Raw genomic sequence first — 15,221 nt, 5'->3', positions numbered from 1 at the left:
TAAATTATAGAACAAATGGATGTAAAAGTTTCAATTATTATACCGGTGTATAATGTAGCTTCCTATCTTGATACTTGTTTATTATCTTGTGTCAGTCAGACTTTTCATGATCTGGAGATCATTGTTGTTAATGATGGATCAACCGACGAATCTCCCCATATTATTAAAAAATATGCAGAGAAAGATAGTCGTATCAGAGTAATAACAAAAGAAAATCAAGGATTGGTTTATGCTCGTAAATCTGGATTAGATATAGCCCGTGGTGAATATGTATTTCATTTAGATGGTGATGACTATCTGGAAACAAATGCAATAGAAGAATTGTATAATGCAATAGTAAAAAGTGGATCTGATTATGTAGAATGCAATTTTTATTATGTCACTGAGGATAATGGTTATATCTTTAAAGAGAAGGTAAAAAGTAATAGTGAGTTGGATGGATTGTATGGTCAGGAACTGCTGTATTGTATACTCCATCATAAGAAATGGTTTATTTGGGGTAAATTGATGCGAAAATCATTATTTGATGATGTTATTTATCATCCTATTTCCATCGGGGAAGATTTGTTTTTCAACATGCAAATATGTTTGAAAGTAAAAAAAACGATAGTTATTGATATCCGTTTGTATAATTATGTTTCACGGTCAGGATCTATAACAAATCAGGATGCGAAAAAAGTCAGAATGCTTAAGCTTGATATGGTGAAGTATATCTACTCTCTATTGGATATATATACCTATAATCAGTCTATTAAAGACGAACTTTATTTGAAGTTCTATTATTTTTTTCTGAATTGTATTAGCCATAAAGAAACGGAAGTAAGAACAATTTTGTATGATTATTATTGGAGTAAAGAAGAGCAAAAGAAATTTCTGTGGAGGAAAAGAAAAGATTTCTATTTCATTACAAGCGTTTTCTTTCAATCTCCTTTTTGGGCTAGTTTGCTTGCAAATATATACTTGCTTATGGTTTTTTTAAGACGTAAGTATATTCGATATAAGAAAAGGTTTAAATATAATTCTAAGCAGTAGGATGGTTTCTATGGAATCGGTCTGGTCAAGGTTAGTTGATGCTTTTCAGGAAAAAGTAGCAAGTAATGTAAAGAAACCGGGTGTCAGAAAATATTCTGTCTCTCGGTTTCTTTGTCTCATCGAATAGTAAAAGTCATTTTTACCATTTCATATAATCCTCGAAAGTGATCTTCTCGAAGTTCGGTATCACTTCATATACCTTATCTCTGAGGGTTTCTTCCGGATTGGTAGTGCTTAATCCGATTACCCGCATACCGGCCGCTGTTCCGGCTTGTATGCCGGCAAAAGAGTCTTCGAATACGATGCAGTCGGCTGAAGAAACGTTCAGGTCGTTTGCTGCCAACAGATAACACATCGGATCGGGTTTGCCTTTTGTGATACGGTCGGCTGTTACGATCGTGTCGAACAGGTTGTCCAGGTGATGTAATTTAAAAGCACGTTCTACTTTTGAATTATCGGAACTGGTGACCAGACCTATCTGCACACCGTTCTTTTTCAGCAAGTGCAGGAATTCGAGAGAACCGGGCATAGCCGGTAGGGGCATTGTACTTTCGTATTCGGTCGATTCTTTTATTACCATCTGACGGAATTCTTCCGGACGATCGGAAAAATACTTATCCATTATGTAGGGGAGGGTAGTGCCTTTGATCACAGCGGCGAAGTTGTCGATACCTGTTCCGTAGCGGACGCCTGCTTCATTCCAGAAAATATCATAAATTGGTTCAGTGTCGACTATCACACCGTCAAAGTCAAAGAGAGCCGTTTTCAGTTTCATAGAAATACCTTTATTGATTACATTTTGCATACAAAGATACACCTATTTCTTTGATAAGGATTCCTTTTTATTAAAATAGCTATGCATTTGCTGGTACATTATAAATTAATTTCTATATTTGTGCCCGTACACACGGGTGTTCGTATACCGGAAAAACATTTACTTACTTATAATACTAAAAGGAAAACAGAATGAAAGCAACTTTGAAATTGGCAGCCTTATCTCTTGTGCTGCTTTGTTCCTGTCAGTCGAATGACGGTTGGCAACAGTTATTCAATGGTAAAGATCTTACCGGTTTCAAACAGTTAAATGGAGAAGCTCCTTATCGGGTGGAGGATGGTTGCCTGGTAGGTACTTCGGTAACGGGGCAGCCGAATAGCTTTATGGCTACCGAACAGGAATATGGTGATTTTATCCTGGAGTTTGAAGCCTTATGCGATCCTTCTTTGAATTCGGGAGTACAGTTCCGCAGCGAGAGCCGCCCGGACTATCAGAACGGACGTGTGCATGGTTACCAGTGTGAAATGGATCCGTCAGACAGAGCTTGGAGTGGTGGTGTGTATGATGAGGCGCGTCGTGGCTGGCTTGTGACATTAGTCGATAACAAACCGGGACAGGCCGCTTACAAAAAGACAGACTGGAACAAATATCGTATCGAAGCGATCGGCAATAATATCCGTATCTGGTTGAATGGTGTCAACACGGCTAACCTGTATGATGATGAAACGGCTAAAGGCTTTATTGCTTTTCAGGTACATGGTATCGGTAAGAATACGGAACTGGAAGGAAAAGAGATCAAATGGCGTAATATACGTATCAAAACGGAAAACCTGGAAGCAGAGCGTATGCAGGGTACTTTAGCTCCGGAAGTGAATCGCATTCCCAATTACCTGACAGATGCAGAAAAAGCGGATGGATGGAATTTGATGTTCGATGGAAAAACAACCGACGGATGGCGTGGAGCTCACAAAGAGGCTTTCCCGGATCATGGTTGGAAAGTGGAAGACGGACAACTGATCGTATTGAAATCGGGTGGCGGAGAGTCCACAAACGGCGGTGATATTGTTTCCGATAAAGAATATGCTGCTTTTGAGTTGAGTGTGGAATTTAAAATTACACCGGGGGCTAACAGTGGTATCAAGTATTTCGTAACAGAGGCTGAAAAACAGAGTGGATCGGCTTATGGTCTGGAATATCAGATATTGGACGATAAGCTTCATCCGGATGCCAAACTGTATACAACTTTCCCGGGTAGCCGTACACTGGCAAGTCTTTATGATATGATGCCGGCACAGAATAAACGTTTCAACGGTGTTGGAAACTGGAATCAGGCTGTTTTGAAAGTGTTCCCCAATAATCATGTAGAACATTGGTTGAACGGGTTTAAAACACTGGAATATGAACGTGGCTCGGATGCTTTCCGTGAGTTAGTGAAAGGTAGTAAATATGCTGCCCCGTCATATAACGAGGCAGGACGTTTCGGAGAAGCTCCCAAAGGACATATCCTGTTGCAGGATCATGGCGATGAGGTTGCTTTCCGCAGTATAAAGATTAAAGAGCTTAAATAAACTTTATTTCTCGCGTGCGAAACTGCATAAAAGAATCGGACGTCGCATTTCTTGAATGATATAATCAGAGGAGGTCAATATACTGAATGTGTATTGGCCTTCGTAATTTTTGATCACTGTCTCCAGATCACTGGGGGTAGCAAAGAAAAATCCTCCTTCCGGCATTTCCTGTTCGAAGTTATGGAAACGGTTTCCGAGATAAAAATTAAGTCCGTACAGGTTTCTGTAAATCCTGAGATTGTTCATCACGAACATGTTATTTTCGTTCAACGGATATTCTTTCATTACCCTTTCTGCGAAAGGACGTGCAGAACCATTCTGACGGATACCGCGCATAATAACGCCGTCGATCAATAGATTGATCGTAAAGCTCAATGCAATGGTGGCATACAGGATTTTGATGTTTATCTTTTTGAACATCTGGTAAAGTACTGTCATCAGGGCCAACAGGACGATGATAATAATGCAGATCGTCAGGCCGTTGCAATAAGAAAACATATTCGATACGGCTTCAACCTGCGACAAGGTAGCTGCACGATCCGTATATTGCGATACGATAGTTACCAGGTCGATGACTCCTATCATTGTCAATCCGACGGCAATTAGAACGACAGTTGTTATAGAGGCCAGGAATGCTGCAAATATACGGGTAACCTTTGTTCTGTATTCGGTAATATAAATTGCGTATTGTGCCAGGAATATCGCAATAAACGGATATGCGGGCATCAGGTACACACTTCTCTTGCTGGAAGGGATGCTATAAAAAAAGATGATACAAACCAAAGCTACCAGGCTGAATAGCTTTTCTTTCTCCATAGAAAGAATGCGGTTCCAGCTATCTTTCAGGATCTCTTTAAAAGACTGGTTGGATTTTTGCCATTTCAGTCCGAAGAGAGAGAAGAAAAAGAAGATCGTCCAGGGGATAAATCCTGCTGCCAGGGTCATAAAGTTGTACCAGGCACCATTCTCGTGTCCCAGGTCATAACTGATCTCTGGAGTGTCCAGGTGAAAGAAACGTCCGAAGTTTTCGGCAAGTACGACATCCAGGAAATGATCTCCTCCCTGCTTCCAGGCTGCGATATACCACAGTAATGGTAAAAATAAGGAGGATACACCGATATAGAGGAGCGATTTAAAAATGGTCAATAAGCTGTATTTACGAAGCATTAGCAGGTAAGCTCCGAAGACAAACAGAGGAAGGATGACACCGACAGGTCCTTTTGTCAATACGGCACATCCCAGTAATATAGGTATTATGATCGGTAAGCCTTTCAGTTCCAACCGGTCCTCCCAACGGAACAGCTGATAGAGGCCGATCACAATGAAAGTGGTCAGTAACATATCGACTCGGGTGGTCATGGCTGCCCGGTGTATCTCTATACAGGTAAGTAATAGGAGAGTGGCAATGAAAGCCTGTTGAAATTTAATCCTTCGTCCGAAAAAGACTAGTGTACATCCCATCAGACAGATGAAAGCGAGGGCGGACGGCAGGCGGGCAGTAAACTCTGATACATACCCCTGCGGGTAGGAAAAAGCAGCCATCAGCCAGTGTGCCATAGGAGGTTTGTAAGCAAACTCGTTGGCATAGACCTGGGGCAACACCCAATTTCCTGATTCCAACATGGATATAGCAACTGATGCTTCACGTGGTTCTCCTTTAGTGGAGAAATCCCCCAGACCGATCCAGGGAAGTACGGAGATTATACAGATGATAATAACCATTGTTACCGGCTTTTGCAGGTAGAGGTATTGTAGTGTCGGTGTACGCATATTCTTTTTGTAAAAGGACTATCCCAGTTAATGTCGATATTTTTAATGTGCAAAAGAACGATTTTTTACGGACTTTTCCTGCATTTTTGATAACTTTTTATGTCCCTAAAGATTCTTTGATGGATGAACGGATGATTTCCGCATCCTCTTTATTTTCTTTCAGTATAGAGAGGATAAGGTTCAGGTAACTTTCTTTGTTACTGATACCGCAGATGTTACACAGGCGACTTTGCGGGAGCATACCTTTCTGGTTATATACCCGGAGAATGTTTTTATAGTCGCTTGTTTCGACGTATTGAATAAATTTATCTTTTATTCCGCTGTATATCTCGTCTACATGGACGTTGAAACGGATGCTTTCCACATGCTCGGTCAGTTGTTCGACGGTGGTGATTTTGCGGTCTACTGTTGTTTCGAGCTTTTTGCGTACACGATGTTTGGCATGGAGGATCACCTGGCTCTCCAGATCTTTCTCGAACAGTTTGACTACATTCTCTTTTACCTGCTCGAATACTTGTTCGGGATCTCTCATCAGGCGGTTGGCAACAGTTTTGATGACGGGTTCGAGCATCAACAGGTTTTCCACTTCGGCTACGTCGGGGACGAAGATGTGTTGCTCGCGCAGATAATCGATCTCTCCCCGGGTACGGCGGTCGCGGTCGACGATGCCCATCGATTCCAGTGTATGGAAATCCTGTAGCTGGCGGAAAGCCTTTGTTGTTTCGATCACTTTCTGGCAACCGCCCATCGGCTTGACCATATAATCGGGGAAGATAAGCGGGTAGAGGCGGTTGTCTATACTGTTGGAGTCGGTGCCTTCGATGAACAGGATGGGTTTACGGCTTCCCAGGATATCTATATAGACTTCTTCGGGAAGGCTGTCGTTGCTTTCTATCAGCTGGTAATCCCATACATGGGCATCGGCGTTGTAGTCTCTTATCCAGATCCGTTTGCCTTGTGGGCGTGAGGTGGCAAAATCGATGTCGTGTGTGAGATATATGTAGGTACAATCGGGGCGCATGGCTTCTATCTCGTCCCAAAGCAGGTTCTTGATGGAGTTGTGAAGGAGTATTTCGGGTTCTTCGATCACTAACAGTTCGTTCGGGGTGGCACACAGTACGGCTCCGATCAGGTAGAAAACGATCTTTTCGCCATCGCTCATTCTTCCGGCGGTATATGAATTACCGTCTCGACTGGTCGAGGCCAGTTCGATAAATCCGGATTTCCGTACCAGGCGGTTGTGGGGAAACATTTTTTCCCAGATGGCTTGGATGCGGTCTATTTTGGTGACAGGCGGTTGCAGATCCGGATTGAGCTTGCAGGCTTCCTTGTAATTTACGGCTGCTTCGAATTCTTCACTTTGCAGACGCAGGATTAGTTTCTCATATTCCGAAAGACGGGGCATAAAAATACGTTCTGCGATCATCGACTGAAGGCGGGAGAGTTCGTTGCCTTCGACAGGAACGGGTTCTTCGCTGCTGATAAATAACGAGTGCATGCCGGATATCTTTTTACTGTTATCGGCATAACGTTCCAGCAAGTCCCTACCGAACGAACTTTTGCCGGCGCCATTCGCTCCGATCACAACGAGTACCTTCGTGTCGAGTACGGTCGGTTCGGTAGCATTCAACTGGGTTGGGAGAGTGAGTTCCATACAAGTCTGATTTGTTTCACTCCCAAAGGTAAGGAATTCACTTTAAATCGGCTAGTGTTCCTTTGCTTTCTTTTGTTAAGAGGAGGATTACAGCAAATAGAAAAGGGTTGCATGTTATTAATTGCAACCCTTTTTCTTTGTTTAATTAGCGAAGTGATAACTACCCGAGCCGATCTCGATTTCCGTGTAGGTGGCGGTGTCGCTCACTTTCCGGATTCCCGGCTGGTTGGATTGTTTGATTTGGAATTCTTTCGGTATACGTACTACCGCAGAAGTATTACCCGGGATTGTGATGTCCCAACTGAAAGTTCCGTTTTCTTTCTTCCAGGCACTTGTGATCTCTCCGTAAACAGATTCGTAGGCCGCAGACACTGAGTTTAATCCCTCAGGGAATACCGGGGCCATGATCAGTTTCTTGTAAGCAATCGATTCCGGAGCGGACTTAATTCCTGCCAGGTCTTCGTAGTACCAGATGATCAGGTCACCCAGTAACATGACATGGTTGGCTGAGTTCATGGCTGGATCAGCTGTGTCTCCGTTCCATAATTCCCAGATGGTGGTGGCACCTTTCTTCACCATATAGCCCCAGCTTGGGTAGGTGTCGTTGGTAGCGATTTTCCAAGCCATATCTACCCGGCCGTATTCGGTCAAGCCGCGCATCAGGTGTTGGATACCCAGAACACCGGTGCTTACGTGGCCTCCGAAGTCTTCTTCTGTTTTCTTTACGATGTTGGCAAAAACTTTTTCTCCGTATCCTTCCGGTACAAGACCGAGACGTAATGACAATATGTTGGCTGTAACGGTGTTGTTGCCGTATTGGGCAGTTTCCGGATTGAAGAATTTTGTATTGTAAGCCTCTTTCATTTTGGCTGCAAGTTCACGGTATACAGGGATATCGTTGTCTTGTCCGCAGATTTGAGCAAATTCACTCATCATGTTCAATAGGCTGTAGTACATGCTGGTAGAGAGGATAGCACCGTCGGTTTTACGGGCCGGATCCTGCGAATGGATCAATTCCTGCGATTCCGGGGGCATACACCAGTCACCGTATGTGTCTTTTACGATGATATAATCTTTCATGGCTGTTTGTTCGATATGCTGCATCCAGCGTTTCATGGACGGGTAGTGTCTGATAATACCGCTCTTGTCACCATATTGGCGATATAACAGGTTGGCAACATAGAAGTAGGCGGCAGGCCAGGTGACATCGTCGTTATATATGGTCCAATAGCGTGGAGATACATCGGAAATACTTCCTTCGGGGCTCTGAGAGTCTTCGATATCCTGCAACCATTTGTTATAGAGGAGAGCATTGTTGAAGATGAATGCTTCTCCGTAAGCTCCGGTTACACGGTCGCCCAACCAGCCGTGGCGCTCGTCACGCTGTGGGCAGTCGGTCGGCATTCCACGGTAGTTACCGCGGATACCCCAGTAGGCGTTTTTATAGATCTGGTTGACCAGTGGGTTGGAGGTTTCGAACTTTCCGGTCGTTTTCATTTTGTCATAGATTACTTTTCCGGTGAAGGCGGTTAATTCCGGTTTATAGTCGAGTCCCGAGATTTCTACAAAACGGAATCCGTGATAAACGAATGTCGGTTCCCAACTGAAATTACCATCCTGTGCCGGTGTATAAATATCGAAGACATTGGCGCTACGCAGGTTGTCCAGGTAAAGTGAACCGTCTTCTTTCAGTATCTCGGCAAACTTCATTGTGATAGGTTGGTCTTTCTTTCCTTTCAGGTTGATAGCCAGTCTGCCTACCATGTTCTGACCCATATCGATGATGTATTTACCGTCCGGTCTTTCGGTGATGCTGACGGGTTTGATTTCTTCCTGGATGCGAAGGTTCGGGTTGGCTTGTACGGTTAGTTCTCCCGGAGGTGTGGCCATAACATCTGCCGTTTGCCATTTGGAGTCGTCGAAACCGTTTTTGTTCCATCCGTTCAGTTCTAGTCGGGCATCGTATTCTTCTCCATCGAATTCGTTATTGGCAACGATAGGGCCTTTGGAGGTTACTTTCCAGGAGGTGTCACTGATAATGGTTGACTGCGAACCGTCAGCATACTCGATCTCCAACTGTGCGAGTAAAGAAGGTAAAGTTTCCTGTTTATCTCTCATGCCGAAATAGCGTCCGTTACCTAAGGCGATACCGATCGTGTTTTTATCCTTTGACAATAGATCGGTTACATCATATACATTATAATATACCCGGTTAGGATACCAGGAGGGGCCGGGTGCAAAAATATCTTCGCTAACGGGTTTTCCGTTGATGTAAGATTCGGAGAAACCGAGACCTGAAATGTATAAGACGGCTCTTTGAATAGGTTTGTTTGCAACGAACTCTTTACGGAGATAGCGTGCGGCAAGACGGGTTTTTCCTTCATTTGTTTCTCCGGCATTGGACAGTTTGTTTTCTCCGATCCACGTTGCTTTCCAATCGGATGGGTTAAGTGTCATCGACCAGGAGTTTGTTTTACTCCAATTGGTGGTACCCTGGTTGGTGTTGGCTTTAACACGCCAGAAGTATTGTTTGCAGGATTGTAGCGGGCTTCCTGCGTAAGGTATCTGTACGGACTCGTCACTTTTAACCTCGCCACTGTCCCAAACTAAATCTTTTCCGTTAGTTAGATTCTCGGGAGATTCGGCGACCTGTATCTGATACGAGGTCTGAATGAGATCGGGAGATACGGAGGAGATTTTCCACATAAAGCGGGGTTGCGATACTCCGATACCGATCGGATTTTCTTTCATTTCAACCCGGAGGTCTTTTATATCGACCGTTTGGCTGGATGTGCATCCTGCCAGTATGAAAACTAAAGCGGCCAATAAGGAGGATAAGGTTGTTTTCATCTGTATTTGTATTAAGTTATGATAGAATAAAAGTATATAATTATCTTTCTACAAAATTAGAGTTTTGAATATTGAGCAGACTTTGAATTTTGATATTTATTCTATGTAAAATGATACAACAAGGGATGAAAACGAGAATACTTTTCTGTGTGAATATAAAAAAGCGATAAACACCTCGTTTCTCAAGGTTATTTACCGCTTTTCATATTTTAGTATTATTGCTTAGTAAGCTCGTGCAAACAATACGCGTTGTGCGGAAGGTTTGCCGGTAACCATACATTTACCCGGTGTCTTGTCTCCTTCCAGAGGGATACAACGGATAGTTGCTTTCGTCTCGTTCTTGATCAACTCTTCTGTTTCAGGAGTACCGTCCCAGTGAGCCATGATGAAGAGGCCTTCTTCGATCTTTTCCTTGAATTCTTCGTAAGTGTCGACTGTGACCGTGCAAGCTGTACGATGGTCGAGTGCTTTCTGGAAGATGTTCTGCTGGATTTCTTCCAACAGGTTCTGTACGTATTTTTCGATACCGTCGCAAGTGATGGTTTCTTTTTCCAACGTATCGCGACGCATTACTTCGATCGTATTGTTTTCCAGGTCGCGTCCACCCATAGCCAGACGTACAGGAACACCTTTCAGTTCGTATTCGGCGAACTTCCAGCCCGGTTTCTTATTATCTGCATCGTCGAACTTAACGGAAATACCCATCTTCTTCAGCTTGGCAACGATACCGCTCACCTTTTCGCTGATCTGTGCCAGCTGTTCGTCGTTACGGTAGATCGGAATAATTACAACCTGGATAGGAGCGAGGTGCGGAGGCAATACCAAACCGTTATCATCCGAGTGAGACATGATAAGCGCACCGATCAGACGGGTAGAAACCCCCCATGAAGTTGCCCATGCGTAGTCGCTCTTACCTTCTTTGTCGATGAAAGTAACGTCGAATGCCTTACCGAAGTTCTGTCCCAGGAAGTGGGAAGTTCCTGCCTGCAATGCTTTTCCGTCCTGCATCATAGCTTCGATCGTATAGGTATCCAAAGCTCCTGCAAAACGTTCACTGGCAGACTTTACGCCTTTAACGACCGGCATAGCCATATAGTTTTCGGCAAAATTTGCATATACTTGCTGCATCTTCTTTGCTTCGATCTCTGCTTCTTCGCGGGTTGCGTGAGCGGTATGTCCTTCCTGCCACAGGAATTCGGCAGTACGAAGGAACAGACGGGTACGCATTTCCCAACGCATTACGTTTGCCCACTGGTTACATAAGATAGGCAGGTCGCGATAAGACTGGATCCAATTGCGGTATGTATTCCAAATGATTGTTTCTGATGTCGGGCGAATGATCAGTTCTTCTTCCAGTTTAGCTGCCGGGTCGACAACAACACCTGTACCGTCGTGATTCGTTTTCAGACGATAATGTGTAACAACTGCACATTCTTTGGCGAAACCTTCTACGTGTTCGGCTTCTTTGCTTAAGAATGATTTCGGGATCAACAGCGGGAAGTAAGCGTTTACGTGTCCTGTTTCTTTGAACATATCATCGAGGATACGTTGCATTTTTTCCCAAATAGCGTATCCGTAAGGTTTGATAACCATACAGCCACGTACAGCAGAGTTCTCTGCTAAATCCGCTTTAATAACCAGATCCTGGTACCACTGGGAGTAGTTTACACTTCTCTTGGTCAGTTCTTTCAGCTCTTTTGCCATCTTTTTTATTGTTATATATGTTATCTATTCTTATTTTTATGAGGGGCAAAGGTACAAAAATATTTATATCTTTGTCACAAACAATTCTATTATATAGGCCATGAATATATACAAGATAATCAGGACATTTTTATTTATGTCGATCGTTTACATGCCATTTATCTTAAGTGCTCAAAATTCTAAACCGCTCCGCCTGGGGGTAGCCGGGGTATCGCACGGACATCTTCATGAAGTCATTATTCGTATGGACAGAGGTGATTTTGAAGTTGTCGGAGTTGCTGAACCGGATGAACGGTTAAGAGAAAATAATCCGTTACGAAAGAAGCTGGATGCTTCTCTTTTTTATGCCGATCTGGGGGAGATGCTGGATAAGACGAAGCCAGAAGTGGTGGTAGCTTATGGTTCTATTTATGATCATCTGGCTGTTGTAGAGGCTTGTGCACCGCGTGGTATTCATGTAATGGTCGAGAAACCTTTAGCTGTTAATATGCAACATGCTAACCGGATGGCAGAACTGGCCCGTAAAAATAATACCTTGTTACTAACCAATTATGAAACGACATGGTATAATACTAATCATGAAGCTTATCGTCTAATAAAGGAAGATAATGCAATCGGAAAGATTAACCGTATAGAGGTTTATGACGGGCATGAAGGGCCCATCGAGATTGGGTGTGGAAAAGAATTCACTGACTGGCTGACTGATCCGAAGCTGAACGGTGGAGGGGCGGTTATCGATTTCGGTTGTTATGGTGCTAATTTGGTTACCTGGTTGATGAATGGAGAGAAACCGAAAAGTGTATATGCCGTATTGAAACAATTTAAACCGGATAAATATCCGAACGTAGACGATGATGCGACGATCCTGGTGGAATATCCTTCTGCAACCGTACAGATCATGGGATCGTGGAACTGGCCGAAAGGACGAAAAGATATGCATATTTATGGTACTAAAGGATATATTTATCAGGACACACCGACTTCCATGCGTATTTACACCGATCGGAAAGAGACGACGGTACAACCTCCTGCATTGGAAGTTCCTTATAATGATTCTTTCTATTATCTAAAAGCGGCTGTTCGTAAAGAAATACAGGTTGCTCCCACCGATTTGTCTTCGCTGGAGAACAACCTGGTTGTAGTAGAGATTCTTGAATCTGCCATAAAGAGTGCCAAAAGCGGTAAACCGGTCCGGTTCTAACTGTCTGTCATTTCGCTGTAGAAAAGAACCGGTAGGTGATGTCTTTCATCATCCCGTTCTCGATACGGTAGAAACGTTGGTTTGTTGTGGGGGATTTCAATCCGCCCAAATGCTCGATATAGGGACCTAGTTTGATGTATTCAAAGAATTTCAGGTCGATAGCCGGGGATAGCTCGGGTTTTCCCGAATACCATCCGACTTTTACCGGAGTAACAGTCTGATGATGCAGATATTCCGCTAATTGTTTGATATCTGCAGGTGAAGCATCTCCACCCATGAAGCAGACACAGGTAATGGCCTTTCCGTACTTCTTGAGAAGTGCGGAAAGGTTTTCTTCTGTCAAAGGCTCGCCGATATCTTTCAGTAAATAGGGGCTATGGCAACCTTTGCACCGGTTGGGACAGTTAGATATGTTGATCGCCAACGTTATTTCGTCCGGTACTTCCTGAAAGACTATATCGTAATCAGTGTAACGTAGCATAATGTCTGATATGAGCTTCCTTCTGCCGAGGTTGTGAGAAATTGCTGATACGTTTCATATAACCGATAACGCGGGTCAGATAATCCACATTTTGACTGTGGCATTTGGGACATTCTTTTAAATAGCGTTTGTCGATATGGTTACAATCGTTACAAACGGTATTAGGTATGTTGAATGTAAAATAATTACACCCCTCTATAGCTGAGACACGCAGTAACTGACGGTATTGTTCTTTGCTCAGATGCTCTTCCAGGTTCATGTGGAGTGCCGAGCCACCGGTCAGATGTTCGATATAACGTCGGCCGTGGATGCGGAATTTGTCGACAACGTTGAGTGTCGTATCTTCCACGATATAGAAATAGCTGTTATAGCAATCGCGGAATGTCTGATAACCTGCTTCTTTATCCCATTTGGCATGTTTTACTCCTACATTTTCAGCAGGGATCATTTCGCAGTTGAACAATACTTCCTTACTACGGTACTTTTTGTTGTACTTCTCTACCATGCCGAGTATTTCCTGTACAAATGCTTCATATTTGGGATTGTCGTTGATTTCGATTCCCATAAACTGGGCGGCTTCAACCAATCCGTTCACCCCGATTGTAAGATACTGGCGATTCATATTGATATAACCGGCATCGAACAGAGGCAACATACCTTTGGCCTGTAATTGTTTCAGGTTCTCATTGTAGGCCAACTGGACTTTATGCACCAGGTCGATCACTTCTTCCAGGAAGAACGGATAAAGTATACCGGACTTCACGGCATGCTGGATACAACGGTTCAGGTTGATTGTCAATACACTTTTAGAACCGGTAGATACACCTCCGGCTCCCAGTGTATAACTGAAACCGTTGTCCTGTATTTCGTTGCGCAAACGGCAGCAACTACTTAACGAATCGGCATTATCGCTCATGTAGGTAAAGAAAGAATGTCCTTCGGCATACATCTCGGCTGTAAAATCACCGTATTCCTTATCGAGTACATCTCCGTCTTTTGACAGGAGTGCCATTGTTTCAACAGGAAAAGTCAGAATATTACGGGTACGTTCTTTGTTGAACCATTTCATGAACCGCTTTTGCAGCCAGTTTAACGAATCCCAATCGGGTTTGCTGCCGTCAGGGAATACAAAATTCTCGAAAAGGCTGTTGAAATAATACTTGTCATAATAGGCGATGTTCCAAAAGACAGCCTGGAAGTTTCTGGCTCCGGTAGGCTGGTTGATGGAATAGACTATTTGTTCGAAACAGTCTGTAATCATTTTGTCTATCGTTCGTTGCTTACTGGACAAGTCTACCACATCGTCGGCATGTCGGTAATAATCCTTTCCATATTCCAATCCGACAAAATAATTCATATACATCAGAAACTCGGGAGTCGCACACGCACCGCTCAACATACTTGAAACGATGAATACCATATTGATGAAACCGCCACAGAAAGATTTCAGGTTGGTTGGGGCGGTAGAGTTACCTCCGACAGAAGCTGTACCGCTTATCAGCCAGGGATACATTGTTATACTGGCACAATAGTTGGCAAGGTTTGTTTCATCATTCTTATAAATGAAATGGTGATTCAACAGTTCCAGATAACGGTCCGATACTTCTTTGCCGTACATATCTTTTAGCCGGTCTGTTAGCAGCCGGCGGTTCAGGCGGATAAAGTTTGATTTCGGTAATTCACCTATCAGGGTCGCGATATTTTTATTCTCCACATTGGCATTAGCATCATATTTACTTCCGGTAGCCGGATTGGATGCATCGCAATAATCCAATAGAAAGCGTAGTTTATCCCTTACTTCCCGATCTTCCAGATGTTTCTGCCGGTATAGCATATATGACTTAGCTACCGCATAATAATGCTCTGCCATCAAGGCAACTTCCACCTGGTTCTGAATATCTTCCACACTTGTCCCTTCGCTGACACTGATGCGGCTGAGGATATTGGTTATTACTTCCTGGGTAGCAAAACTTCCTACCGACAAAAATGCTTTAGCTATCGCATTCTTGATTTTGTCAAGTGAGAATACTTCTTTTTTACCATCTCTCTTGACAATAAAAATCTCCGTGCTGATCATACTTTTTATTTAAGATTAAACAATACTTCTGTTCATGCAGTTCCGCAATGATTCCCGGAGATAAAGTGATAAATGGATCTTATAAGGATTCATACCACTGCTTTTCACC

At 43.5% G+C, this 15,221-nt stretch carries 10 protein-coding genes; 3 read left to right on the top strand and 7 right to left on the bottom strand.

Annotated elements, in window-relative coordinates:
- Positions 1-15 precede the first annotated feature (15 nt).
- Positions 16-1,032, top strand: a complete 1,017-nt coding sequence (locus tag BQ7394_RS13295) for a glycosyltransferase family 2 protein (RefSeq protein WP_075557882.1) — start codon at positions 16-18, stop codon at positions 1,030-1,032.
- A 139-nt stretch (positions 1,033-1,171) separates the two neighbouring features.
- On the opposite strand, the gene BQ7394_RS13290 is transcribed toward BQ7394_RS13295, so the two are convergent.
- On the bottom strand, positions 1,172-1,807 hold the full coding sequence (locus BQ7394_RS13290; RefSeq protein ID WP_075560018.1) for an HAD family hydrolase: 636 nt from the start codon (positions 1,805-1,807) through the stop codon (positions 1,172-1,174).
- Between the two features lie 191 nt (positions 1,808-1,998).
- Between BQ7394_RS13290 and BQ7394_RS13285 the strand changes: the two genes are divergently transcribed.
- Positions 1,999-3,375 (top strand): 3-keto-disaccharide hydrolase, encoded by a 1,377-nt coding sequence (locus BQ7394_RS13285; RefSeq protein ID WP_075557881.1) that lies wholly within the window; start codon positions 1,999-2,001, stop codon positions 3,373-3,375.
- Between the two features lie 3 nt (positions 3,376-3,378).
- On the opposite strand, the gene BQ7394_RS13280 is transcribed toward BQ7394_RS13285, so the two are convergent.
- The 4 genes from BQ7394_RS13280 to proS all read right to left on the bottom strand — a co-directional run bounded on the left by BQ7394_RS13280 (position 3,379) and on the right by proS (position 11,353).
- A complete protein-coding gene (locus tag BQ7394_RS13280) occupies positions 3,379-5,145 on the bottom strand; it encodes an ArnT family glycosyltransferase (RefSeq protein ID WP_075557880.1) in 1,767 nt (588 codons plus the stop codon).
- A gap of 97 nt (positions 5,146-5,242) precedes the next feature.
- Positions 5,243-6,799: a DUF4435 domain-containing protein gene (locus tag BQ7394_RS13275; protein WP_075557879.1), complete on the bottom strand. Its 1,557-nt coding sequence runs from the start codon at positions 6,797-6,799 to the stop codon at positions 5,243-5,245.
- A gap of 141 nt (positions 6,800-6,940) precedes the next feature.
- The gene (locus BQ7394_RS13270; RefSeq protein WP_075557878.1) at positions 6,941-9,649 is read right to left on the bottom strand and encodes an alpha-L-rhamnosidase; all 2,709 of its coding nucleotides are present in this window, start codon (positions 9,647-9,649) and stop codon (positions 6,941-6,943) included.
- 222 nt (positions 9,650-9,871) lie between these two features.
- On the bottom strand, positions 9,872-11,353 hold the full coding sequence (proS, locus tag BQ7394_RS13265; RefSeq protein WP_075557877.1) for a proline--tRNA ligase: 1,482 nt from the start codon (positions 11,351-11,353) through the stop codon (positions 9,872-9,874).
- Between the two features lie 100 nt (positions 11,354-11,453).
- Here proS and BQ7394_RS13260 point away from each other — a divergent pair, with 100 nt between their 5' ends.
- On the top strand, positions 11,454-12,554 hold the full coding sequence (locus BQ7394_RS13260; RefSeq protein WP_075557876.1) for a Gfo/Idh/MocA family protein: 1,101 nt from the start codon (positions 11,454-11,456) through the stop codon (positions 12,552-12,554).
- A gap of 7 nt (positions 12,555-12,561) precedes the next feature.
- Here the strand turns inward: BQ7394_RS13260 and nrdG are convergent, their stop codons facing one another.
- Positions 12,562-13,035: an anaerobic ribonucleoside-triphosphate reductase activating protein gene (nrdG, locus tag BQ7394_RS13255; RefSeq protein ID WP_075557875.1), complete on the bottom strand. Its 474-nt coding sequence runs from the start codon at positions 13,033-13,035 to the stop codon at positions 12,562-12,564.
- Positions 13,019-15,112 (bottom strand): anaerobic ribonucleoside-triphosphate reductase, encoded by a 2,094-nt coding sequence (nrdD, locus tag BQ7394_RS13250; protein WP_075557874.1) that lies wholly within the window; start codon positions 15,110-15,112, stop codon positions 13,019-13,021. The genes nrdG and nrdD overlap by 17 nt, the downstream gene beginning before the upstream one ends.
- Positions 15,113-15,221: the final 109 nt, after the last annotated feature.

Source organism: Parabacteroides timonensis, assembly GCF_900128505.1.
Taxonomy (GTDB): Bacteria; Bacteroidota; Bacteroidia; order Bacteroidales; family Tannerellaceae; genus Parabacteroides; species Parabacteroides timonensis.
Note: the sequence above shows the minus strand (reverse complement) of the source record. Positions and strands in the feature narration are given on the sequence as shown.